This window comes from Rhodococcus sp. D-46, from assembly GCF_011290655.1.
GTDB classification, from domain to species: Bacteria; Actinomycetota; Actinomycetes; order Mycobacteriales; family Mycobacteriaceae; genus Rhodococcus_F; species Rhodococcus_F qingshengii.
On sequence record NZ_JAANTF010000010.1, the window covers coordinates 241188 to 265558 of the forward strand.

Genomic DNA, 24371 nt, shown 5'->3' on the forward strand with positions numbered 1-24371 from the left:
GTGTCTATCGACAATGGATGATTGTCTATTAGGGGTGTGCATTGTCAGGAAGGGAGAATTCGGTGGAAGGCCAGGGCGCCGATATGGGGCGGCCGACTTCGCCGCTCGATCTGCGTCGACTAGCGCAGTTCGTAGCTGCAGCGGACCATGGAAGCCTCACCAAGGCGGCTCGTTCGCTGTTCATGTCTCAGCAAGCGATGAGCGCTGCGATGCGCTTGCTGGAGAAGGAGGTCGGAACCGAACTCTTCACCCGGCAGGGGAGAAATGTGGTTCTCACTGCGGCCGGTCGCAAACTCCGAGAAGGCGCACCCGCTTTGCTGGCAGCGACGCAATCGCTCTCAGCTGCCACCCGCCGTGCGGCGCACGAACACGTATCGGCGTTCATGGTCGGGCATACCCCGGCGATCACCTCCGAGGAAGCATTCGAACTGGTCACGCCCGTGCGCCGGTCGATGCCAGAGGTTTCGATCACGGTTCGGCAGATGTTTCCCGATGAGATCGAACGAGGATTGATCGAGCGGACGATCGACGTCGGGGTGCGCCGCGGGGTCAGTACCCCGACGGATCTCGCTGCGGCCGCTCTTGGCTACGACAGACTCCGGCTCGCTGTCGATTCCGCCCATCCTCTCGCAGGACGAAAGGACCTGACACTCGCCGATATCGCGGAATCGACTCTGATCGTTTGGGGTCCTCCTCTGCATTCCTTCTATACCGACTTCCTCGTCTCAGCCTGCCGGAGAGCGGGATTCGAGCCGTCGCTCGTCATCAATCCCATTCAAGGGACGCCGCCGGTGACAGCAGTTGTGGGCAACGACTACGTCGCGCTGGTCACCGCCCCTACGGGTCCAGCGTTGGGTGGGCGGGTGACCGTACTGGACTTGGGCGACGCACCGATGGTGCCCATTCAAGCTCTGTGGTTGCCGCACACCAGTTCCGCCGCGCGTAGTGCGTTGCTGAACGGATGACCGGTCGTGGTCTGCGCGTTGGCCTTTTGTCTTTCCCGCGACAGTCACAGGGGACGCGCCTTAGGGATCGACGTTCCTGCCATTCTCCCAGACCTGTGTAGTTGATGGAAGCAGTCGACGTGGTGCACTCGACATGGTGACAGGGAAGCGAGTTCACGGGCTCCCGGGAAGGCAGCCACATGACCGAAACAGCCGCTCCCGCAAGCTTTGTCGTGATACCCCGCACCGAAGAACGCGGCGGATACGAGAACGAGTGCTTCACCCACTACGTCCAAGACAACGGCGGCCGCTACAGGCTGCAAGTGTTGATCACCCGTACCCGTCTTCCTCCAGTTCGGGCTCTTGTATTCCACGGTACCCATCGAGGGTTCGATATTGGCGTCGTACGATTCGAATTTGATGTTGAGCCAGTCACCTTCGTTGTAATAGTTATGACTGACGTTGGATTCGAGCACGCAGAAATGTGACGTCCTGGACACACCCTTACAACCGGAGAACGATCCGCGGGGTCAGCGCCGCACCTTCGCCGTCCGCGAAACCGGACTGACCACCATCTCCATCGTGATCGACCCCGACACCGAAGGAAGCGGCAAGGCGCGCGCCTTCGACCGAATCGGCAAGCAGATCACCGCCAACCGGCACCGCAAAGGGTTGACCGCAGCTCAGCACACCCGAGGGGTTGCGCAGATGCTCGAATTCGGAGCATCCATCACGAGGGTGTCCAAGACCCTCGCGATGAACAAAAAGGACGTGACAGCCGAGGCGTTGGAAAGGCCGAGGCAGCCCGCGCCGCCCTCGACGCCGGACAGCTCGACCTCGAGCAAGCCGCAGTAGTGGCCGAGTTCGAGGCAGCCGGAGATACCGACGCCGTCGAAAAGCTCTCGGCCACCAGGTCTTACGACTTCCACCACGTAGTGGAGAATCAGCGCTGGCTGCGCAAGGAGTGGGAGGCATCAAGGTCGTCTTACCGGCCCCGTAGGGGGCGAGGATCGCCAAGACTTCTTCCCGTGCGACGGTCAGATCGATGCCGTCGACCGCGCGGCCTTCTGATTCGCCGGGACCGTGGAAGGTCTTGGTCAATTTCCGGGTGTTGATCACGTCCTGCCTCTCGATGGGGTCCCGGACGATCGAAACCTCCGTTGCGGACGATATGCGGCCACAAGTGGAGGGCCCGGAAGTCCTTGCCCCGGAAATGACGGATGCCCTGCGGCGCATGCGCCGCAGGGCATTGTCTACGGGGTCAGCGGGTGCGGGGATCCTTCAGCGACGCCATCGCTTCCATGAGCGAGGAATGAACGGCGGTCAACTCCGGGGTCGCGAACGATTCCCAGGACTGCTCGCCGGTACCGGCCTCGGCGGAATCGGCCTGGCGCCAGTCGCCGCCGCCGGTTTCGTCCGCCGATCCTTCATCCCCGAACGCGTTACCCGGATTGTGCTTATACACCCACCACAGGTGGCCGAACGGGTCGGCGAACCGGGACAGTACGTCGCCCCAGAAATCCGTCGGCTCGGTGACGATCCGCGCACCACGCGCGGCGGCTCGTTTCAGCGTGGCGTCTGGATCGTCGACGTAGACGCGGACGAAGGACGGCGTATACGGCCAGCCCGGTTTGCGATCGGCGATCGTCACCGTCGAATCGCCTATCCGCAGTTCGGAATGCAGAATCAGGCCGTCGGTGTCGGCGGTCCGCACCTCAGCGACCTCGATCGCCCCGAACACATCGACCAGGAAGTCGAGCAGGCCTGCAGCGTCGTCGGTCCAGATGAAGGGATCGACCGTTGCGGATCCGGCGGGCGCCGGGGGAGCGGCGGGAATGGTAAACATGCTTTCTCCTTTCGGTTGGTGCCCTAAGATTCGTCGCAGTTGCGGACAGTCTGTGGCCACAAGTGCACCTAGTATCGGGGTGTGTCCACCAGTACTCGCACCCTTGCGCTTCTCGGTCTGCTGCAGAGCCGTCGCCACTGGTCCGGCGCCGACCTCGCGCGTCGGCTCGATGTTAGTGAGCGAACTGTCCGGCGTGATGTGCTCGGTCTCCAGGAGCTGGGCTATCCGATCGTCACGACGCGCGGGACCGGCGGCGGCTACCAGCTCAGTGCGGGTGCCTGCCTGCCGCCACTGGTCCTGGGTGAGGAGGAGGCTGCCGCGACGGTGCTGGGGCTGAAGGAGATCGCCACCGGCGTCCACCCTGCCTCCGCAGAAGCCGCGATGAGTGCTATGGCCAAGATCGTCCAGGTCCTTCCCACTCGTATCCGTCGTCGGATCGACAGTCTGCGGACCGTCGCGACCCCGACCGGTGATGGATGTCACGGAGCCGGGATCGACGATGTCACCGCGTTGACCACACTCGCGCTGGCCTGTCGGGACGCCGATACTGTCTCGTTCTCCTACCGCGGCAGCGACGCGGCCACGTCGCATCGCACCGTCCAACCCCATCAGATTGTCAATGTCGAAAGCCGCCTCTACCTGGTGGCCTGGGATCTCGATCGCACCGACTGGCGCACCTTCCGAATCGACCGGATCACCCAACCACGCCGCACCGGCGCACGATTCGCACCGCGTGACCTGCCCGGTGGCGATCCAGTGGAATATGTCCGCGACCGGATCGGGTCGATGCCGTCGAGGTACCGGGTTCACGCCACCATCCAGGCTTCCGCGGAACGGGTCAGGGCCGAGATCGTCCACTATGGCACCGTCGCCGCCGTCGACCGCGGATCGTGCGAGGTCCATATCGCTGCCGAATCCCTGGACTGGGCGACCTTCTGCCTTGTCTCGATAGGCGCGCCGTTCATCGTGCACGGACCACCCGAAGCCATCGATCTCGTGAAGGACTGGGGATCCAGGCTCCTCCTCGCCACACCCGCACCCGCACCCACGCCCAGTCGCCGAGCAAACGCAATGCTCCCTGGGTCGTAGACAGGCGCCCGGCAGTGCGCGGCGTTCGTTGGCGAAGTCCCCTTGGCGGACCGGGTGTGGTCAGTGACCGCCGTGCACAACCCCGCTTTCGAGGGCTGCGAAACGACAAGATCTCCGATGAGGTCGACCTACCCGGCCGCCATTGATCGCCACCGGATATGACGAAGCCGCCAGCCCCGAAAAACGGGGTCCAGCGGCTTCACAGGGTCAGTGCCCGTCTTGCGCCTCTCGGCAAGTGGCCGCTCGAAGCGGCATTTCTGGGGTGGTACCCGGGGCAAAGAGCCGAACACCGACAGCCTCTCTAACGAGACGATGCGCGAACTTATTCCGCATCGCTGCCCCCGACCCTTTGATCGCTCGAATTCACGGACCCGATAGTTGCCGCTCAGGGCAGTCCGAGTGCGATCGCGAGTGCTTTGTTCAGATTGACCACGGTCGCGCGGGAGAGCGATCCCGCTGGCCTGCTTGCGGCGATCTCGTCGGCGAACAGCTGCAGTCGCGCACTCACATCGGAAGTCCGTCAGGACTGAACGCGACAAAGGTATCGCTCAGTCCCGCGGGTACTCGCTTAGCTCAACCCAACTGGAGAGAGTTCATTCCGTCAGGTGCCCGAAGAACTCTTCTGCGACAGCGGTCAGTTTTTCGTGTTCTCTCCGGGCAGTCGCAGTGCGGCGGCCTCCAACTCAGCGGTGTACCTCGGCTCGAATTTGGGCACCAAACCGGCACGCTTCCAGTAGTCCGGCACGACGTGGGCCGACCCGATAACCGCGCCGGCAATACAGGCAATGGAGTCCGAGTCACCGTTACTGGTTGCCGCCCACCCCAGTGCAGCGGGCCCGGTCAGCGGCGCACCATCATCACCGTCGGCGGAAGTCGCCAGATCCGCAACGAGCAGCCCGAGGGCAACCGCGCTGGCGGATTCCCACCCTTCACCGACATCGGCGCACGGATCACCGAACGCGGCCACATCGATCCCGGCGAGTCGATCCCGTGCCCGAGTTGCGGCACCGAGGATATCCACTACATCATCGTTGAGCCCATCCACCAGTACCGATGGCATGTCCCTTCGATACGGGGCGAGGACCTCCGCCAAGTACGTATCGCTCAACCACTCGCTGACACCTTCGTAGATTCGCGCTGCCTAGGCCCGAGCGAATTCGAGGAATCTGCCGCGGCGCTGCGGCGCGTGACGGACCGCGTCGGCCAGAAGCAGCGCGGGAACTATTGCGCGGGGGTGTTTGTGGGTGATCACAGCTTGAAGGGCGCTCACGCCCCGCCAATACGGTTCCGGTGCGAACGCGGCGGGCACCAATCGCATGACCGCACCGCAACCGGCGGACTTGAAGGCCCCGTCCGGGTCGTACCACTGGGCGCCGCCGCGCAGATTCGCCAAGGAACCCATGCAGGTCATGCCCGGGGCGCGGAAGTTTTCGGGATCGAGTTCCCATGCGATGAAGTGTCGGACGATCGAGTCGGTGACTGAGGGGATGTCGGCGAAGTCCGAGACCTCTACGAGTGCGTCGTGCAGCGCGAGAGTCATCTGGGTGTCGTCGCTGATCATCCACTCACCTGCTGGCGCAGGCACCGGGTAGGCCGGCATGTCCGCGTACCTGCGGAACTCGACCTGGAAACCCCACGCGTCACCGGCCGCGAGCCCGACAAAAGCATTCCCGTAACGGGCATGCTCGGCGGCGGGATCGTCAGCAGAAGGTAATGCCATGGAAACTCCTCTATCCCGGACTCAGTCTGGGGTCGCAACCGGTGCACTTGTGCGAGGGCTCATCGTCCAGGGCTGGACGGTAAGTCCAGGCCGTTACTCCGTTCGAGGCCCAGGTGGTGTGCCCGACAGGAACTACGGAAGCAAGTCCAAGAATTCTTGGATATATCCCCGGACTACCGTCTCATTTTTGGATGCCTTCGTGGGATCGTCCCACCGCACCGCATTTATTATCTCAATTTGCAACCACGCGCCCCTCAATTCCTCGAAATCGGGCGCATTTTCGGATTCGCGGGCGTCCACATAACTCTCGAATATGTCGACGAGCGTTTGTAAAGATATTCTACCTTCCCTGTAATCGCGACTAACCTGCTCGCCTTCAGTGCGATATCTTCCATTATCAGTCATGTTAATTTCACCTTCCTCTTAGCCGTCCAAATGAGGTCGTCACAACTCTACCGAACTCGTTAACGATGACTGATAGGTTATTTGCCGCATCGTAGAACACGATCGTTGCGTCGTCGCTGGGGGTTGCCACCCCGTTTCGAATTGCTTGTTCCACAAGAGAGGGGAGGATGCCGCGCTCCTGCATCCGGTCGAACGCATGCCCCGTGTATTCGCGACCGTTGACTACTCCCGGAGGATTGGTTCCAGGCTTGACGCCCAATTCACGGCCTCGACGACCCACGGGCATCGAGGCGACTACCCGGCGGCCTGCTGCTTCGGCTTCTGCGGGGGTGCCGCCGCGTCGCAGGACTGCCTCTACCGCTTCTCGTACGGCTGTGACACCGGCTCTGCCCCCTGCACCCACTCCGGGAATCAGCGCGAGGATGTTTGTGGCCGCGAGTGTGATCTCGGCTGGGGAATGCTCGGGTGAGGGCTCGGCTCGTAGGCCAGGATGGAGGCCGAACGGATCGACGGCGGCATCGTTGACGGGCACGACGAGGAAATTGCGCCAGGCATCTCCGAGGGTTTCCACGCTCTCGACTGCTGTATCGACGACGCTTTCCCCGAATCCCCACGCACTGTCCCAGAGGCCGGTGGTCGGCGGTTTCTGCGGTGTCGTGCGTGGTGTCATCGAGTTCGGCTTCGACGTGGTGCCGCCGGATGTGTTGCCCGTATTCGTGTTCCCGCTGTTCTGCGGTTTCTGCGGGCTCGTTCGTGGTGTCATCGAATTCGGTGCCGACGTATTACCGCCGGACGTATTCCCACCAGAAGTGTTCCCGCTGTTCTGCGGTTTCTGCGGGCTCGTTCGTGGTGTCATCGAATTCGGTGCCGACGTATTACCGCCGGACGTATTCCCACCAGAAGTGTTCCCGCTGTTCTGCGGTTTCTGTGGAGTCGTTCGTGGTGTCATCGAATTCGGCGCCGGCTTGTTCCCACCGGAAGTGTTGCCCGAATTCGTGTTCCCGCTGTTCTGCGGCTTCTGCGCCGTGGTCCGGCCGGTCATCGAATTCGGCTTCGACGTGGTGTTCGAGCTCTTCGTCACCTGTTTCGAAACCACCGAAGCTGGCGCCTTCACCTTCTTCGCCGGCGGATCAGCCAAAATCGGATATGCGGTCGCTTCGTCGGCGTACACCTTTTGAATCAGGTGGCCGTCGCGGACTTCGTAGTCGGTCGGGACCGGGTTGCCGTTGGCGTCGTACGCCCACGGAGCTGCGACGACCGAGACGGGGTTTCCGTCCGCGTCGAAGACGGTGACGGAGCCGTCCGGATTGACATGCATGTGTCCTCCGGGCGGAACGTCGACAGGGATTTCCGCTTCATGTGAGGACGTCGCGTCGTGGATGAGGAAGAATGTACGACGTCCGCCATCGGGTTCGGTGACCGTGATCTTCGACTGGCCACCCTTCGTATACGCCATGAGCGGTGAGGCGAGAGTTCCGACGGTCTGGGAGAGGATCGATTCCGGTGTCCGGCCATTCAGCGGTATGCGTGGGCCGAAGGGTGAGCGGCGCCCACGGACTCCGATCCCGCCGGCTGTGAACGCGGCGGCGCCGACCAACACGAGTTCGAGGTAGCGGTCACGTCCGTCGTCTTCGTGGAGCCCGGAAGTCGCGACAGCGGGGGCTGATTCCGACTGAGTCGGAGCATTACTCGGCGTCGACGCGGGTACTGGTCCGGGACCACGATCAGTGGTCGATGCGGGTGCGGTCGATCCTGCAGGTTGCGGGGTGGTCGGTGCAGGTTCGCTGGTGGTCGTCGGAACCGGAACTCCCGCAGGGTTCTCGATGCCTGGAGGTGTCGGCGAATTCGGCTGCCCCGGTTGCGCCGCACCTGGCACGGGAACGATGGGGGTGCCGTTGTAGGTGGGAAAGTTCGTCGGCGCATTCGCCCCGACGTTCGGGCCACCGCCTGGAGCCTGCGCGCCGGGGAGCCCGACAGTGGTCGTCGGCGCAGCTGTCGCCGTCGTGGACGGCGCACTCAGGCACGGGTTGATGTACTCCGGCGGGACGGGGGCACCGGGTGGCAGTGAGGCGATCAGGTTCAGGTAGATCTGATGATCACGTGCCCGTACCGCTGCGCAGTCCTCTGCCGGCCCTGCGGAGGAGGTCGGGGCGAAGATCAGCAGCGCGAGCAATGCGATCACCATCGCCGCGAGCACCACCACGGTGGAGATCACCGTGGCCGGTGAGGTGCGGTCGAACCGGCGCGCAGGCTTCACCGGCGATCACCCGTGTTCGACTTCTTCCGAAATTCGGCGATGAGTGTGTCTGCGCCCCACCAGAACACCCGTCCTGCGATCGACATCCACAGAAAGAATGCCAGATACACCAGAATCGTCCCGTAATCGGCGGCCCACCCTCCGAGGCGTCCGATCACCACGAACGCCGCGATCAACAACGCGAGCCCGAATACGGTCGCGATCACAGCTTTCGAGGTCTGACTCAGTTCACTGTCCGGGTCCCACTCCCGTTTCCCTGTGTCAGCGGCCAAATCCTCGCATGCCGATGGAGTAATCAGAACCGTTCCCGGCGGCACATGGGGCAATGTGTGCTCGGCTGTGTTGTCGCGGCGGGTGGGCGAGGTCATCGGGGCGTTCGGTGAGGTGGTCATCGGAGATGAATTCCTTTCCCCGCCAACCAGAGACGCGGGACTCGAGATACCCGTCACCGGCCACAAGGACGGGCGGTCACCGGGTGCAGGATTCGGTGGTGGACGGAAGTTGCGGCTGTTACCAGGGGCAGTTGGCGTACGAGGCAGCGTTGACGGCCCACGTTCCACCCGGAGGAAGATAGAACTGGTACGAGGTGCACCCGTTCGGGTACTGGGCAGCTCGGGCAGTCTGGTTCTTCAGGACCTCCGCGGTAGCGTCGATCACCCCAGTCCACCCCGGTACCGGGATCGTCACATTCGCATTCGACAGTGCGGCCACGATCCCGCTCTGGTGGGCGGCGACGGTCAGGGCGTGGTTGATCGGGATGTTCACCACTGGCGCTCCGTAGCTGGCGGGAACATTTCCCGGCCGCGGTGCAGGCGCCGCGGTTGCAGCCGGTGCGGTAGCGAGCAGAATCCCGCCGGCAGCGAGTGATGCAGCCGCGGTCGTGGCCGCGATTTTCTTCGTACGAGTCAAAGACATGATGATCCTCTGATGGATGGATGGAAAAGTGGAAAGTGTTGGGTAACAGCGCCAACGGCGGCCCAGCACGGCAACCGAGACGTGCGATTGCGGGCGCGGACTACCGTTGACGACAGTCCTGGATCAGAGCCAGGTGGGATCGGAGTACACGAACACACTGTTGTCCGAGACGGCTGTCGACACCGCGAACTGCGCGTACGAACGGATCGTGACCGGGCCCATGCACGCATCGACCTTGACGTGCACGTTCTCCGCCGTGATCGACGCCTTCGCAGCCTCGACGTCCTTCTTCCCGAGCGGGATCGTGGTGATCGTGCCCGGTGCGATGGTGGTCTGGATGCTCGGGTTCACCGAGGCATTCACGCCGACGTTCGCCGACGGAACCCCCGAAATGCTGACCCCGACGGACGGGCCGAGGGAAAAACCAAGTCCCAGGCCGAGGCCGGAGGACACATCGATTTGGCAACCGATCTGCAACCCCTGCTCGACGTAGCCCGTCTTCACCGCAGAATTGCCGGCTCCGGAGATGGTGCCGGTGACCTTCGCCGACACGAACCCCTCGCGGGTGAATGCGGTTGTCGCCAGGTTCGGGACCGGGTTCGCCGAAAGTTTGGTAGCTGCCAGGTCGAGGGTCCATCCGTCGTCGGTGACCGTGCTCGCAAACTTGTCCGGCAGCGCCGTCGGGGTCGCCGATGCGCTGCCGGTGAACGCGAGAGAACCCGCCATCAGCACGGCCGACATCGCAGCACAGGAACCCACAGCCTTACCGATACGGTGCTTTCCTACTCGGGCCTGAGCGGTCTCGACGGTCGTGGTGGCCATGGTCGGTCTCCCTGTAGGTGAGTAAAAAGTCCAGCAACCCGATCGATTGCCGAAACTTAGCTGAACGTCTGACCGGGACGCTACAACACGACACGGATGCCCGACCAGCCCCCGATATCCGACTCAGCCCACCAAAAGTCGTACCCGGCGTTACAGCAACATTTCCGGAACACTCGGACCAGGCGGTTTGTTCGCGTGGGGTGTGTGACGAGCCTCATGATCACGAAATGGTGACTGTTTATTGCGGATCAGTGATTTTTTGGCAACCCAGCACCGAAACGTGTTGACAACTGGGGCGAGGGTTATCTCGTCGGGGTGGTGCGGCGAGGTCCGACCGCTGCTTCGGCAAGTCGGCTGTAGCCCGGTGAGTCGGCGGGAACCTTCCGACGTTGATCGGAGATGCGCAGTTTGCCGGCCAGTTTCAGCAACAGTTCCAGCGAGGTCGCCGAGAGCCCGTTCGCGGCCTGCAGCAGCTGCTTCAGTTCTTGATTGTCGAGACGGTCGACGATATCGGCGTCCTGGGCCTCGACGAGGGTACGGTCGCCGGTCCAGGGGACGGTGAAGAAGTGGCCGGGGGAGACTCCGAAGTAGTCGGCGAGCGCACCTACGACCTCATCGGATGGGCTCGTGCGAACACCGCACCGCAGTTGGGAGAGATATGGTGTCGAGATCCGACAGCCTCGCTCGAGAAGGCCTCTCGCTACCGCAGTGTTCGTCAAACGCCGACCGCCTCGGGCTGCGTCGACGGTGGCGAAAAGTTCGTTCAACCTGACCTGGAACACGTCCTCGCCGGCCACTCGCCCGACCATCACTGACTCGCTTTCTTCTGTCTGCTCCCATGCCCGAGGTGAGAGTACCGGCGAGGCAGGCAGCTCCGGGGTAGGCGACGTATGAGGGGGGAGTGGCGCTCCCACACGGGATGTCCGTGGTAGTCAACGAGCCGGGGTGAGTAGCAGTGTCATGGTGCGGAATTGTTGTTCGGCGCTGGCTGCGAGAAATGCACACCGATCCGCGCTCATACCCGAATCCGCAGTGGCCGTAGCATTCTCGGCTGGGGCGGCGCAGTCGAGGGAGGTGAACCGGTCGACGCTGCGGTTGAATATCTCGATCGGTGAGGAACTCTGACCTGTCCACGCCCGCGCCAGGTTAGCTGCAGTCGATTCGTCGATACTTCGCACCAACGCGGACTTGCGACTCAGGGAGTCCGAGCACAACGATGCCTGGAAACGGCACGAGAATTCGACCTCGGTACCGAATTCGGCGCATCCGGATGCACACCGCTCACCCGCGCCGGCACTCAGGCTGTCGACGGAGTCGCCTCCTGGCGAGCAACCCGCTGACATGATCGCCGCGACAGCGAGAACACCGATCGCACATCGGCGAACAACGGTGATACCGACACGGTGATGCACGGTTTCCTGCATGCCGGGTTCAGCTGTTCTCTACCAGGCGCTTTCGGCGTTGAAGATGTTCCCCTGATTGATTGCGGGGTCGACGAGATACAGCCCGACACGACCGCCGGGGTGCGAGGCTGCCTCGTCGACGAACTGATCGCCGGTGACCGGGGTCCATGCTCCGGTGTACCAGATGGAATCGTGCGGCAACCCGACAGTCCAGGCGTCGCCGAATGCGGCGTTGATCAGATTGCCCGCGTTGATCTGGCTCGCGACGACCGTCTCGTGGTGATCGAGAATGACTCCGACGTAACCGTTTCCCGATACCGGAGTCGCCGCCGAGGCAGAGCCTGCGCCGGCAACCGCCACAGCTCCAGCAGCCGCCGGGATGGCCAGAGCGGCAACGATCTTGAGTGCACCTGTCATCGAAAGGGCCTTTCTTCGTTCGGATCTAGTCAGGGGTCGAATCCGGGGCCTCGAAACCAAAATAGGTGGAGGGCCCGTGCCTCCAGTGAACGCCATTCGGCAAATAATCGGCAACCCTATGGGCTTACTTGGGAGTCAGATCACATGGGTAATCTCTATTCGTTGCCGTATCGATGGCAGGTGTCCATGGTCCCGAACGGGTCGTCCCAGGCGTCGTCATTCTCGCGCGGCGGCAAGTCTTCGGTTTTGGCACTGAACAGGTGCGCGACCGAGGGAATCCGCCCTCGATATCGCGAACCCAATGCTTTCAGTCCTCCCACGCATTGGCATCAGGTGTGAGAATCTCCAAAGATGCTTCGCGTGTATACCGCCGGGGTCGATCCAACCGTTGTGCGAAACATTTCGATGAAAGCACTTGTCGACGAATATCCGACGGCTGCCGCTACCTCATGTACCGGCGTGCCCCGCCCTAACAGGTCCATGGCGGCATGTACGCGAACCGTCGTTCGCCAGCGACCGAAGGACATCCCGGTCTCGGTTTGGAAGGTTCTTGCCACCGTTCTCGGGCTCGCGCCCACACTGCGCGCCCAGTCCTCGAGCGTCCGCGAATCGGAAGGGTCGGCGATGAGCGCGTTCGCAACGGTTGATGCCCGAGCGTCGGAGGGGATCGCGAGAGTGTCTTTTCGCTCCTCGGAGTTGTCGATCAGTTCGTAGAGAAGATCCACGCTTCGCCCCCGCTCCGTGGCAGGGCGATCGGAATCTTCCAGATGTGTCAACAGCGCAGCGGTCAATTCGCTGACAGCGACGACGCGTTCGTGACCCCACCGTTCACCACGTGGTCGAAGCGCCGTCGACCCGAACAAACAAAGCAGCTCGCCGTCGCCGAGCAACGTGGCCTCGTGTACTTCCCTCGACGGTATCCACGCGAGGTGCCCCCGGTGCAAGCTGAGTCGATTGCCCGAAACGACGAGCTCGAGGCGACCGCGACGCGCCCACATCAGTTCGTCGGTGTCGTGGCGGTGGGCCGGAAAGTGCAAAACTCCGGCCGCTATGTCGCGCGTCACATAAAAAGCGCGATCTGACGCAATTTCGATACTTTGCGTCATTCCTGTGTGTCCCCGGCTAGATGATGCGGAATTTCTGCCACTGAAGTGACCTTTCTCCGATACCGAAGGCGTAATTCACGCATTGTAACCAAGGTAAAGCAAGGCTAACTTCTTCGGAGAGTGTGGGCGATTTCCCGCACCGTGCGAGAGGAAGTCAGGTGTCACGGATCAGGCCGCGCTCACGAGCGACAGTGGTGGTAGCCATTTTGATCGCAGCATTCTGGTCACTGGCAGGTTGCGGAAACTCCGACAACTCCCCGGATTCGCTTCCGGCGACTTCCAGCGCAGGAGACGACACGGCATTTCCTGTCTCGATCGAGCATTTCTACGGTGAAACGACGATAAGCGCGCGCCCCAAGCGAATTGTGGCATTGGGCAGTACCGACTTCGAAATCCTCTACGCCCTTGGGGTCGTCCCGGTCGGAATTGCCACCTACCCCGGATTCGGTGCAACCAACGACGACGGTATTCAACCGTGGGTGGAACCATACGTCGATGCGACGGTCACGACTTTTCTTCCAGACGGAGACCAAAGCGTCGAGCAGATCGCGGCCCTTGACCCCGATTTGATTCTGATGACCTACGGAACACTCGGCGAAAACAGCTACCGACAACTGAGTCGGATTGCGCCGACTGTCGGGTCACCCGGTGGAGACTGGACACTGGACTGGCGCCTACAACTTCGCACAGTCGCCCGAGCAGTAGGCATGACCGACAAAGCAGAAAACCTCGAGGCACAGCTCTCCACCGGCATCGGAGAACTTCGAACGGCACACCCTGAACTCGACGGGAAAACGTTCAGTTTTGTCGAAGTTCACCCCGAAGGCATTTGGGCATACCTCTCCGGCGACCCCCGCAATGGGCTCATACAGGAACTGGGACTCCTTCCGTCTCCGGGTATCCGAGCTTTGGACGAGAGCACCGGCGGCAAATTTGTCGGCGATGTGTCTTACGAACTGGCCGGGGAGATCGACGCGGACATCATTGTCGTACAGGCACCGTCGCAGAGCGCCCAATCCATCCGCGACGCACCTATTTTCGGGGAACTGAACACTGTCAAGTCCGGCGCCGCAATCCTTTACGGCAAGGACGATCTCGCCTTCCTCGGATCGATGGTTCCGTCGCCCTTGACGATTCCCGCGTTTACACAACGATTCGTGACGGACGCATCTGAGGCCGCTACCCATATCCGATGAACAGCGCATCTGTGACGACCGCTTACGTTGTCGCTATCGCGTTGGAACCGTAGTCGAGTTCGAACTATCGCATGTGTCGGACAGAAACAACATTCATATTGAATGCCATTGCCGATAAAACGCTGATTATGTCGTTCTAAGGGCGAAATCTGCCGTACAGCAACGAAATACATTCACATCGAACGTGCATCGTGAGTGTCGCTACCAGAGTGAGAGCGGACGTCCTGCAGCCTCCCGATACGGATCGCGACGGCGATTGCCCGAGTGCGACCCCCGCCAGTACTCCCCATTGCGCTCTGGCGCACCATAGCAGTCGAAGGATGGCTTCGTACCCTCGACTAAATTGCGATCCATGGGGGCTGTGCCGAGGATCGGGTAATTGGTTGATTTATAGCCACTTTCGTCCGGAAGTCATTTACGTGGCGTGGAGATGGTGGTGACGGAGTTGCGGTGGTGGAGTTGCGGTGGTGGAGTTCTGCGCGAAGGTGGTGCGCTTCGAGGCTGAGTTGCTGGATTTACAACGTGCGGGCGAGGATAACCGCTCGCCCGGATCCGATTCGCGTGCCGATCGCATGTGCACTCGATGCTCCGAGCAGGCTTGCGACACCGAACGTCGTCAGAAGCAGGCCGTATGTGTAGGCGCTGAACCCGAGTGAGCGGAGGGCGAAGAGAGACAGCACAGTCAACGCGGCTCCGTTGGCGAGGAACCACACGTGTGTCGATATTGCGAGTGGGTTGAGAGTGCGGTGGCGGTAGGTGAATCTCAGACCCTCACGCACTTCGTTCATCAGGTTTCGGGAGCGAGAAGCGGGTCGAGGCTCGTCTACGTCGAGACCGTAATTGAGTGCGGCATCAGCGAGATAGCTGATTGCGTCGACGGCAATCACCACTGGAGCGCCGAGCAGGCCTACGAGTGCGCCTCCGACCGTTGGCCCCAATGTCGTTGCTGCTGCGTCGGCTTGGTCGAGTCGAGCGTTTGCTTTCACCAGTTGGCTGCGTGGAACCAGCCGGGGTAACAAGGACTGCATCGCAGCGAAGCCGAACACCGAGAAGGAGCCGAACAACAGCAACACGATGACCAGGACCCAGATGTGCAGAAGGCCGGCGAGCCACAGAAGCGGAACAGTGCCGAGTGCTACCGCTCGACCGATGCTGGCCCACACTAGGATTGGCTTGCGCCGCCACCGATCGACGTAGACCCCCGCGAACAACCCGAGCACCGCATAAGGGATGAACTGAGCCGCGTTCACCATACCGACTTCGAAGGGCGTCGCGTCTAGAAGCTGCACTACCAAAATGGGCATCGCCACCGCTGTCACCGACGAGCCGGCCGAACTGATCACCGCGGCCGTGAGAAAGCGGCGAAACGATGAACTACGTTGTGGCGGCGTCACATTACTCATCCGCTACTCACGACGCTCCACGTAGCGGACGCCACAGGTCCGTCCCGTCCCATGAAGGGGACTGTAGTCGAGCACTGATGTACCCCGAGTTTCGTGTAGTCGTCATATTTGACTTCAGGCTACGGGTTGGCGTGTGAAGTGTACGTTCTCGAACTCGATCGGGGTCAGCATCCCGAGGGCACTGTGCCGGCGTTGGCGGTTGTGGAAGATCTCGAGGTATTCGAACATGGCGTTGGCCAGTTCGATCCTCGTTTTCCATCGTTTCCTGTTCAAGAGTTCGGTTTGTATTCGGCCCCAGAAAGATTCGATCACTGCGTTGTCGTAGCAATCGCCGATCGATCCCATCGACGGGACCAGCCCTGAGTCGTGCGCCCGGCGGGTGAATGCCCAGGACGTGAACTGCACTCCGTGGTCCGAGTGAATGAGTGTGCCGGGTGTTGGGCCTCGATTGGAAATGGCCATTCCTAGAGCGTTTGTCACCAATGTCGCTGTCTGCGAGCTGTCGATCGACCACCCGACGACTCGCCTCGAAAACGTATCCAGGACAACAGCGCAGTAAATTTTACCTTCACGGGTGGGATGTTCCGTGATATCCGTGACCCACAACTTATTCGGCTCGTCGCGGGTGAACTTACGGTCCACGAGATCGCTCGCGGTCGGGGTCTGATGCTTGGAGCGCGCACGTTTGTTTCCCGGAAGTCCTTTCACACCAGCAGTTCTCATCAACATTTCGATGCAGCCGTGTCCCACGGCAATGTCGTGACCAAGGGTGAGTTCAGCGTGGATGCGCCGGGCGCCGTAGGTGCCGTGCGAGGCGGTGTGAACCTCGGTGATCAGCTGCGTCAACCAGGCATGTCGCAGTGAGCGTTCCGAGGGTGGGCGATTGCGCCACTCGTAGAAACCGGACTCGGACACCTCCAGAACCCGGCATGCCGTCTGCACGGGTAGTCCTTCTTTGGCCATCACTTCGATCGCTTCGAACCGCCTTTTGGGAGCACCACCGACTTCAGCAGTTCCGTGGAGCGTTTGGCGATGGCAAGCTTGGTCTCCAACTCGGCGATACGACGACGGGCGGCGGCGAGTTCGGCGCTCTCGATCGAGCTCAGCCCCGGCTTCTGTCCGGTATCGATGAGCTCCTGGTTACGCCAGTTGTAGATGGTTTGTTCGGTGACATCGAGACCTGCGGCGACCTCGGCGACCGTGCGGCCTGACTTCAACAGATCGAGGACTTTTCGGCGGAACTCGGGTGGGTAACGTCGGGGCATCGTGGACCTCGCTCGGGTGCATCAATGCCTGAAGTAAAACAAACGAACTCCGGAAAACTCGGGGTACATCACACTCCCGATATAGTGCTGAGCCCGGGACGGTTGTTTGGCATTGCGAAGCTGACAGAAGTACTCGACATGGTGACAGGGGAGCGACTCCACCGACTCGAGGGAAGGTATCACCGTGACCGAAACAGCCTTTCCCACAAGCTTTGTCGCGATGCCCCGCACCGGAGAACGCGGCGGGTACGAGAACGAGTGCTTCACCCATTACGTCCAAGGCAACGGCGGCCGCTGCTGCCTGCGAGGACCGATGGTCCAGTCGGACGTGGAATGGCTCGCGAACAACATGAACAGCGCAACGGAGCCCGAAACTGTTTGGCAGGTCAAGCGGACTGCGTGTGCGTCGCACCCACGCAGCGTCGTACTCGCGACCGAGTGTTTATCGAAGTGTCTACCGTTTCCGCTAGATCGACAGCAGTGCCGGGACGCAGACAATCGAGAGCAGAAGGAACGTCCCTGGGAATGCGATGTTGTAGTACACGCGAGTCTGGATGTGGCGGACTACCTCCTCCGAGGAAGAACAGGATAAGGCCGATCGCTGCGAGCAGCCCCACCGGTCAACCGCCCAATAGCCCGAGCATCAGATCGACCACCACCGGCGGTGGGTGGCCCTAGCAGCCCACGCCCCGGCTCGTCGTACCGTGCGCACCCCCCGACCTTCGTCAGGGGGACGGTCCCTATACGCCGCCTTCAGCAGCATCCTGAACGGGCGCACTGCTACGGCCCGACCGCGATGGACCTGCGAATACCCGGGAGCGGCATCGAGGCAACGCGGCAAAAGGAACAAAGCTAGCTCAATCGTTCGAGGACCATAGCCATACCCTGCCCTCCTCCGACACACATCGTTTCGAGGCCAAACTGCTTGTCGTGTGTGGTCAAGTTGTTCAGCAGCGTTGCGGTGATGCGCGCACCGGTCATGCCGAACGGGTGACCCAACGCGATGGCGCCGCCGGAAATATTCAGTGTGTCCTCGTCGATGTCCAATTCCCGCGCCGAACCGATCACCTGGACCGCAAACGCCTCGTTGATTTCGACGAGGTCGATATCGGAGATATTCATCCCGGCTAGGGCGAGAGCACGCTTGGATGCCTCGACCGGGCCCAGCCCCATGAGCTCCGGCGATAACCCGGAAACCCCGGTCGATACGACCCGAGCTAACGGGTTCAATTCCAATTCCTTCGCTTTGGTATCGGACATGATTACCAGCGCCGCGGCACCATCGTTGAGAGGGCACGCATTGCCCGCGGTGACGGTCCCTTCCGGGCGAAAAACCGGCTTGAGGTGGGCGACCGCCTCGTAGGTGGTGCTGATGCGAGGGCTGTCGTCTTTCGAGACCACGGTTCCGTCTGGCAACACTATCGGGGTGATCTCACGGGCAAAGAAGCCACTTCTGATCGCTTCCTCTGCGCGATTCTGCGAGCGCACCGCCCACGAATCCTGCTCCTCACGAGTGATTCCCGTGACCTGGGCGACGTTCTCCGCAGTCTGACCCATCGCGATGTACGTGTCAGGGATCAAGCCCTCCTGTCGTGGATCTACCCACCGCTGGTTGCCCTGGGCAAGCTTCTGGGTTCGGATCTGCGCGTCTGCGTACAGCGGATTCTGGGTCTCGGTCAGTGAATCGGAGTTGCCCTTGACGAACCGAGAGACCGTTTCGACGCCAGCGGAGATGAACACCTCGCCCTCACCTGCCTTGATCGCGTGCAGCGCCATCCGGGTGCTCTGCAGCGAAGACGCACAGTACCGGGTGACGGTGGCGCCGGGAATGAAGTCGTAGCCCAGTTGGACCGCGACGTTGCGGCCCATGTTGAATCCCTGTTCGCCGCCTGGCAGACCACAGCCCAGAATCAGGTCATCTATATCGGTCGGGTCCAGCGCAGGCACGTTGTCAAGGGCCGCCTGGACCATCTGTGCGGCGAGGTCGTCCGGGCGCATTCCTACCAGTGAACCCTTCATGGCACGACCGATCGGCGAACGGGCGATCGAGACGATAACGGCTTCGGGCATGAAAATTCCTCTCTAATTGTCGACGGATTTGTGGACGACACCTACTTCTTGTCCATCTAAATCGAGCGCTCGGGATGGCACGCCGAAGCGAAAGCTATCGGCGAGTTCATTGACTGAGAAAGCTCAGACTTCGAACGTACCGCCATCCCTTATCGTGTTGCAGCCCAGCATCATTGGCCAGCGCCTCGGTCCCGTGACTGTGCACGGCACCGTCAGGTCCACCCGGTTCGCTGAGCTGGTGGGTGCGGACTATCTTGCGGTCTCCACTGGAAGGTGGAGCTCGTTCGCTAGCGCCGAGAGGGTGTCGTCGATGACGTTCAAAATCGTGTCGACTTCGTCGGAAGTAACGATCATCGGCGGGCAGACCAGGAAGTGGTCTCCTGCGGCGCCGCCGCGTGTGCGCCGCGAATAGATGATGAGCCCTCGTTCGTAGGCGAGCTCGACGACGCGACTGTACGCGTTCAAATGCGTCGGAAGTGGCTCCATGGTTTCCCTGTCGCTGACGAACTCCGCCGCCAACAGCAGCCCTTTGCCGCGCACATCTCCAATGAAGGGGTAGCGCTTCGCCAACATCCGGAGTCCGTCTTTGAGTCGGGTTCCCATGCTTGCTGCATTCGCGACTAGGTTCAATCTGTCGATCTCGGATAGGACTGCCACTCCTGCTGCGCAGGCGAGAGGGTTGCCTGCGTAGGTGTACCCGTGGGCGAAGCCCCCCGCTTCCATGATGGGCGCCACCAAACGGTCCGATGCGATCATCGCACCGAGCGGTGCATAACCGGCGCCGAGCCCTTTCGCCATCGCGACGATGTCGGGACGACACGCCCAATGATCGCCGGCGAGGTATTCTCCGGTGCGGCCGGCACCGCTCATGACCTCGTCGTGAATGAGGAGAATGCCGTAACGGTCGCATATTTCCCGCACGCGGCCGTAGTAGGTGTCCGGCGCGACCAAGGCTCCGGTCGAGGCGCCGCCGACAGGTTCCATGATGAAGCTGAGCACAGACTCAGGGCCTTCGTCGAGGATCGTCGACTCGAGCTGGTTGGCGTATCGGATGCCTCGCTCTTCGAAGCTGAGTTCGTCGCGGTCCAAGTAGGCGGTTGGGGCCGAAATTTTCGGCATGGTTTGGAGCATTGGCGCGAATGGTGTTGTCAGGGCGTCGTAGCCGGTTACCGCGAGCGCTCCGAGCGTGGATCCGTGATACGAGGGGAAGCGTGAGATCACCTTCCACCGGTTGTTTTGGCCTGTCGCTACGGCCCACTGTCTGGCCAGTTTGAGCGCTGATTCGGTGGCCTCGGAACCGCCGGAGACGAAGAAGACCTTGTCTAGGTCGTTGGGCATACGTTGGACCAAGTCGGCGGCCAGTTGCTCGGCCGGTTCGTTCTCGAAATGCGTGCGGTAGAGGAATGTTGCGCGATCGAGTTGGTTCTTCATTGCAGTGATCACATTGGAGTTCGAATGTCCGATGTTGACGACCATCGCTCCGCTGGACCCGTCGATGTATCTGTTTCCGTCCCCGTCCCAGATGTATATCCCAGCTGCGTGCGACCCGCATGGACGTCGCCCATGGGATTGGTAGAACAAGTGGGATTTGGCTTGTGACGCTACCTGCATTGTTTTCGTTCTCCTCTTTCTGGCTTGTCGCTGGTTCGTCGATCGGGTGGTGAGGCGAAGCTGGCCGGATTGGACACGCAGGGACGAGCACTGCGATCGGATGTAACTTGGCACCCTGACGGAAGATTTGTGATCATGATGGCATACTTTTTGTGATCACAAAAGCGTGGATCTTCGTTCGGCTTCACCTAATGTTCGGTTCCGCCAACTCGACCTGGGCACGCGCTTGGGCTCTCGAGCCACGGGAACGACTACGGCAGGACAGTCGCGGAACACCTACGGTTCAACGATTCATGCCTTGAAGGTTGCTGTAACGGCAGGCAATGCTTCAATAACGACGTCTAGAAATCTTGACCTCGACCTGAAAGTCATACATGCACGACGTCTCCGCAGAATCCACATCAGGCGGCCTGGAAGAGCTGGCCTATCAGCGCCTCAAACAGGCGCTGGTGCTAGGCACATACGGGCAGGGGGACCGCCTGTCGATTCGTGGTGTCAGTGACTCTCTCGACCTGAGCCCCATGCCGTGCCGAGCAGCGATCCGACGGCTCGTACACGAGAATGCACTCGACACAACCCGGGCGGGCACCGCAATCGTGCCGCATCTGACCCGGCGGGAATTCGAGGACCTCACTCTCATGCGTATTCGGCTTGAGCCCCTGGCCTTGCAGCTAGGTGCACCGAAATTGACCTCCGAGAGTTTCGAGCGTCTCGGCACGTTCGTTCACCACCACGACGTCGCCCGCCTCGCCGGCGACACCCTCGCTGCGCAGCAAGCGGACACTGCGTTCCTCTTCGAGATTTATCGCGCTGCCAACTCCCCTCTCCTTCTGCGATATATCGAGGGTCTCTGGCTACGACGAAGCCCACTCTTCTGGGAAGCGAGGTGGATTGTGATGGGAAGCAGCGTCGGCCGCGTTCTTCGCCATCGAGAAATCATCGATGCCCTGCGAACAGTCGACGTGGATCTCGCGGCTGAGCTCCTGGCCGAAGAGATCCGGGCGACGGCGGATTTACTGTTGGCGGAGTTCGACTTTCGTACTTGAAGCGAATCATCGGTAGGTACGTTGAGCGATTGGGACTGCGTCCAGCATCGAGCGGACGCGCCCGAGGAACGCTGCCTCGGCGGCGTCGAAACTGCGGCGCGGATTGATCACCAGATGGACCTCGGTCGACAAAAGCTCGGATGTAGGAAGTAGCGGCCACAACAGCCCCGACTCGACGTCGGCACGTGCGGTATGCACTGGCAATGCCCCGATGCCCAGGCCCGCGGTGATCATGCGGCGGACCTCGAGCAGGTTCGCCGACACCCCTCGCGGCTTGGGATCCAGTTTGAACCGCTCCCGGAGTTGCCGTACCCGAAAGAGTGGGCCGTTTTCCAACTCGGTCTGAAAAGACACGGCCGTTCTCCCTGCCAGTTCGGGTAGCGCAATGCGTGTTCGCCCGAACAATTCGTGCCCCGGGCCGCAGTAGAGTCCGAAGTATTCGCAGTAGAGCACATGACTTTCGACAGCAACGTCCTCGTCACGCATCAAGCAGATACCGAAAGTGGCTCGGTTCTGCCGTACCCGACTGAGTACGTCAGCACTGTCAGTCACCACGGTTGAATATGTCACGTCCGGGTGGGCCGCATTGAACTGTCGCAGCACTTCGTCGAAGTGCGGGCTCACTACGTGACTCGCTGCAGCAAGGGACACGTGGCCCGATACGGATTGCTCGGAGGCCACCATAAGGCTGGGTATTCGCGAGACTGAATCGAGCATCGCACTACTTTCCCGGTAGAGTGCCGCCCCCGCCGTACTCAGCGAAAAATGACCCGGGCGTCGGTCGAGCAACTGGTGACCTACTGCCTGCTCCAAACGCTTCAACGCACTACTGACTGTGGGTTGGCTCAGGTCGAGAAAATCCGCCGCGCGCGTGATCCCTCCCTGCTCGACGACAACAGTGAAAGTCCGCAGTAGGTTCCAGTCGAGAGACCAGAGGAACGGTTGCTCGTACGGTCGCATAATAGGCTCCGAAAATGGTCGTCGCATCCTGATATAGGTCAAAATTATAGATCGGTATGTATGGCGCCCGATAGCGGTGCGGGGCGACCGCGGGTCTCCGGCATGTCGGCACACCTTGTCTGTCATCGCGCTGTCCGTGAGCACACAACCCTTCCCGGAGCGCCGCCCTGAACGCCAATGTTTCGGCGCGGCAGACCCAATCCAACTATTGGGTGCGCGTTCATCAGCTGGCGTGGACGCCACTTCATCGCAGTTCGCGCGATTCTCAGCCCCACGTCTCATCGCGACCAGCGCGCCGTACGAGAACGATCGCGAAACGTAGCAGATTCCCCATTCAAATAGACAAGATCAATTCTCTGAATAGTCGAACATTTCGTTGTCCTCTAATTTACGAGGTTGTAATCTTCATCACGACCCGCACACATTTCGGCGGACAATGGCCACGTCTTCTCACATTTTCTGCGTATGTGAGCACTCTGCATGAGTGAGCACTCGACACATCGAGAATACGACCGCGCTACGTCGGCCCTCCGAATGCACATGGATGGTTCGTGTTCACACTCCCGAGTAAATTTGTCCGCATCGAAGAAGCTGTCTCCCAGATCCGGGACGGTGCGGTAGTGATGATTGGCGGATTCGGAGCGCCAGGCACTCCGTTTCTCCTCATCGAGGAACTGGTCCGGCAAGGGCCACGTCACCTGACCATCATCAAGAACGACGCGAACGAGACCGGCTCGGGAGTTGATCGGCTCTTGGAGAACGGTCAGGTCGACCACATTATTACCAGCCACATCGGACTCAATTCGAACGCTGTCCACATGATGAACGAGGAGCGGATCGACGTCGAGTTCGTACCGCAAGGCATTCTCGCTGAACGTATCCGAACCGCGGGCGCAGGACTGATCGGCTTCGTCACTGACGTGGGAATCGACACCGAGATCGCGACGGGCAAACAGTGCGTCGAAATCGGCGAGAAAGTCGGAATTCTCGAGACTGCGCTCGCTGCCGACTTCGCGCTCGTGCACGCCGCGAAGTCCGACCCGTTCGGGAATCTGACGTTTTCGGCGACGGCGAGAAATTTCAACCCGATCATGGCGATGGCAGCCGGTCAAACAATTGTCGAAGCGGAGGAATGCGTCGGTCTAGGCGACATCGCGCCCGACCATGTTCACCTTCCGGGCAACTTCGTCGACCACGTCATCGACATGTTCGAACTACTGGAGGTCCCCAATGTTGTTGGACGCTAAGGAATCGATGCTGCGCCGTGTGGCAGCGGACATTGTCCCCGGAATGACCGTAAACCTCGGCATCGGGCTGCCTACCGGGGTGATCCAGTACATCACCCCTGGAACCTCCGTCTGCCTCCACTCCGAGAACGGTATCGTCGGAGTCGCACCGACAGCGCCCGGTGAGACCCCGGATCGCAATCTCGTCGACGCCGGCGGTGCCTATGTGACGCACCTGCCAGGTGCTGCCTTCTTCGATAGCGCAGTCAGTTTCGCGATCGTCCGTTCCGGTCGAATCGATCTCACACTGCTCGGCGCCTTTGAGGTCTCCTGCCACGGGGACCTGGCCAACTGGAAGATCCCGGTCAAATTCACCCCCGGTATGGGCGGGGCCATAGAACTCGCGCAAAAGAGTCGTCGGGTCGGCGTGGTTACGTCCCATGTCGATCGTAAAGGTAACCCCAAAATCGTTTCCGAATGCACGCTTCCACTCACGGCACGAGGACGCGTGAGCCGGATCTACACCGATATGGCGGTCTTCGACGTCACTCCAACAGGGTTGAGCCTGATCGACATCGCAGATGGTATCAGTGTGCGGGAACTGCGCTCGGTCACCGGAGCCGAATTCGTCATCTCTGCTCTAAACCCGACTACCTCCGTCTAAAGAGAG

22 protein-coding genes and 2 pseudogenes are annotated in these 24371 nt (G+C 61.1%); 8 read left to right on the forward strand and 16 right to left on the reverse strand.

The window, feature by feature from the left end; all coding sequences use genetic code 11:
- Window positions 1–83: 83 nt before the first annotated feature.
- From G9U53_RS25775 to G9U53_RS25780, 3 genes are all read left to right on the forward strand, one after another.
- Complete coding sequence (locus G9U53_RS25775) at window positions 84–965, forward strand: LysR family transcriptional regulator (RefSeq protein ID WP_165639586.1); 882 nt, start codon at window positions 84–86, stop codon at window positions 963–965.
- A 179-nt stretch (window positions 966–1144) separates the two neighbouring features.
- Window positions 1145–1432, forward strand: a complete 288-nt coding sequence (locus G9U53_RS33345) for a hypothetical protein (RefSeq protein ID WP_207624591.1) — start codon at window positions 1145–1147, stop codon at window positions 1430–1432.
- Window positions 1407–1799 carry a hypothetical protein gene (locus tag G9U53_RS25780; RefSeq protein ID WP_242692731.1) on the forward strand — a complete coding sequence of 131 codons (393 nt, stop codon included), beginning with the start codon at window positions 1407–1409 and terminating at the stop codon, window positions 1797–1799. Before G9U53_RS33345 ends, G9U53_RS25780 begins: the two co-directional genes overlap by 26 nt.
- A 406-nt stretch (window positions 1800–2205) precedes the next feature.
- On the opposite strand, the gene G9U53_RS25785 is transcribed toward G9U53_RS25780, so the two are convergent.
- Window positions 2206–2790 (reverse strand): VOC family protein, encoded by a 585-nt coding sequence (locus G9U53_RS25785; RefSeq protein WP_165639475.1) that lies wholly within the window; start codon window positions 2788–2790, stop codon window positions 2206–2208.
- Window positions 2791–2871: 81 nt separating this feature from the next.
- On the opposite strand from G9U53_RS25785, the gene G9U53_RS25790 reads away from it, so the two are divergent.
- Window positions 2872–3879, forward strand: coding sequence for a YafY family protein (locus G9U53_RS25790; protein WP_165639476.1), 1008 nt, complete (start codon window positions 2872–2874; stop codon window positions 3877–3879).
- Window positions 3880–4264: 385 nt separating this feature from the next.
- Here G9U53_RS25790 and G9U53_RS34080 read toward each other — a convergent pair whose 3' ends face one another.
- The 10 genes and pseudogenes from G9U53_RS34080 to G9U53_RS25835 form a co-directional block, all read right to left on the reverse strand.
- Window positions 4265–4387, reverse strand: coding sequence for a hypothetical protein (locus tag G9U53_RS34080; protein ID WP_278251750.1), 123 nt, complete (start codon window positions 4385–4387; stop codon window positions 4265–4267).
- A 126-nt stretch (window positions 4388–4513) separates the two neighbouring features.
- Window positions 4514–5599, reverse strand: a pseudogene (locus G9U53_RS25795) (ADP-ribosylglycohydrolase family protein).
- 412 nt (window positions 5600–6011) lie between these two features.
- Complete coding sequence (locus tag G9U53_RS33350) at window positions 6012–8261, reverse strand: DUF4258 domain-containing protein (protein ID WP_207624592.1); 2250 nt, start codon at window positions 8259–8261, stop codon at window positions 6012–6014.
- Window positions 8258–8653, reverse strand: a complete 396-nt coding sequence (locus tag G9U53_RS33665; protein ID WP_242692733.1) for a hypothetical protein — start codon at window positions 8651–8653, stop codon at window positions 8258–8260. The genes G9U53_RS33350 and G9U53_RS33665 overlap by 4 nt, the downstream gene beginning before the upstream one ends.
- 118 nt (window positions 8654–8771) lie before the next feature.
- The gene (locus G9U53_RS25810; RefSeq protein WP_165639477.1) at window positions 8772–9176 is read right to left on the reverse strand and encodes a hypothetical protein; all 405 of its coding nucleotides are present in this window, start codon (window positions 9174–9176) and stop codon (window positions 8772–8774) included.
- Between the two features lie 123 nt (window positions 9177–9299).
- Window positions 9300–9917, reverse strand: a complete 618-nt coding sequence (locus G9U53_RS25815) for an MspA family porin (protein ID WP_242692765.1) — start codon at window positions 9915–9917, stop codon at window positions 9300–9302.
- A 383-nt stretch (window positions 9918–10300) separates the two neighbouring features.
- Window positions 10301–10807, reverse strand: a complete 507-nt coding sequence (locus tag G9U53_RS25820) for a helix-turn-helix domain-containing protein (protein ID WP_207624593.1) — start codon at window positions 10805–10807, stop codon at window positions 10301–10303.
- Window positions 10808–10930: 123 nt separating this feature from the next.
- Complete coding sequence (locus G9U53_RS25825; protein WP_165639479.1) at window positions 10931–11422, reverse strand: hypothetical protein; 492 nt, start codon at window positions 11420–11422, stop codon at window positions 10931–10933.
- A gap of 18 nt (window positions 11423–11440) precedes the next feature.
- Window positions 11441–11818, reverse strand: a complete 378-nt coding sequence (locus tag G9U53_RS25830; RefSeq protein ID WP_165639480.1) for a hypothetical protein — start codon at window positions 11816–11818, stop codon at window positions 11441–11443.
- 329 nt (window positions 11819–12147) lie between these two features.
- A complete protein-coding gene (locus G9U53_RS25835; protein ID WP_207624594.1) occupies window positions 12148–12882 on the reverse strand; it encodes an AraC family transcriptional regulator in 735 nt (244 codons plus the stop codon).
- A gap of 200 nt (window positions 12883–13082) precedes the next feature.
- On the opposite strand from G9U53_RS25835, the gene G9U53_RS25840 reads away from it, so the two are divergent.
- The gene (locus G9U53_RS25840; protein WP_207624595.1) at window positions 13083–14120 is read left to right on the forward strand and encodes an iron-siderophore ABC transporter substrate-binding protein; all 1038 of its coding nucleotides are present in this window, start codon (window positions 13083–13085) and stop codon (window positions 14118–14120) included.
- A 515-nt stretch (window positions 14121–14635) separates the two neighbouring features.
- Here the strand turns inward: G9U53_RS25840 and G9U53_RS25845 are convergent.
- The 4 genes and pseudogenes from G9U53_RS25845 to G9U53_RS25860 all read right to left on the reverse strand — a co-directional run bounded on the left by G9U53_RS25845 (window position 14636) and on the right by G9U53_RS25860 (window position 20469).
- Window positions 14636–15523, reverse strand: a complete 888-nt coding sequence (locus G9U53_RS25845) for an MFS transporter (RefSeq protein ID WP_242692735.1) — start codon at window positions 15521–15523, stop codon at window positions 14636–14638.
- Window positions 15524–15637: 114 nt separating this feature from the next.
- A pseudogene (locus tag G9U53_RS25850) lies at window positions 15638–16788 on the reverse strand (IS3 family transposase).
- Window positions 16789–17640: 852 nt separating this feature from the next.
- Window positions 17641–18858 carry an acetyl-CoA C-acetyltransferase gene (locus G9U53_RS25855; RefSeq protein WP_165639482.1) on the reverse strand — a complete coding sequence of 406 codons (1218 nt, stop codon included), beginning with the start codon at window positions 18856–18858 and terminating at the stop codon, window positions 17641–17643.
- Window positions 18859–19107: 249 nt separating this feature from the next.
- The gene (locus G9U53_RS25860; RefSeq protein WP_165639483.1) at window positions 19108–20469 is read right to left on the reverse strand and encodes an aspartate aminotransferase family protein; all 1362 of its coding nucleotides are present in this window, start codon (window positions 20467–20469) and stop codon (window positions 19108–19110) included.
- 374 nt (window positions 20470–20843) lie between these two features.
- On the opposite strand from G9U53_RS25860, the gene G9U53_RS25865 reads away from it, so the two are divergent.
- Window positions 20844–21515 carry a GntR family transcriptional regulator gene (locus G9U53_RS25865; RefSeq protein WP_165639484.1) on the forward strand — a complete coding sequence of 224 codons (672 nt, stop codon included), beginning with the start codon at window positions 20844–20846 and terminating at the stop codon, window positions 21513–21515.
- Window positions 21516–21521: 6 nt separating this feature from the next.
- Here the strand turns inward: G9U53_RS25865 and G9U53_RS25870 are convergent, their stop codons facing one another.
- On the reverse strand, window positions 21522–22475 hold the full coding sequence (locus G9U53_RS25870; protein ID WP_165639485.1) for a LysR family transcriptional regulator: 954 nt from the start codon (window positions 22473–22475) through the stop codon (window positions 21522–21524).
- 551 nt (window positions 22476–23026) lie between these two features.
- Between G9U53_RS25870 and G9U53_RS25875 the strand changes: the two genes are divergently transcribed.
- Both G9U53_RS25875 and G9U53_RS25880 read left to right on the forward strand, forming a co-directional pair.
- Window positions 23027–23722, forward strand: coding sequence for a CoA transferase subunit A (locus G9U53_RS25875; RefSeq protein WP_207624596.1), 696 nt, complete (start codon window positions 23027–23029; stop codon window positions 23720–23722).
- Window positions 23706–24365, forward strand: coding sequence for a 3-oxoacid CoA-transferase subunit B (locus G9U53_RS25880; RefSeq protein ID WP_207624597.1), 660 nt, complete (start codon window positions 23706–23708; stop codon window positions 24363–24365). Before G9U53_RS25875 ends, G9U53_RS25880 begins: the two co-directional genes overlap by 17 nt.
- The last annotated feature ends 6 nt before the right edge of the window (window positions 24366–24371 follow it).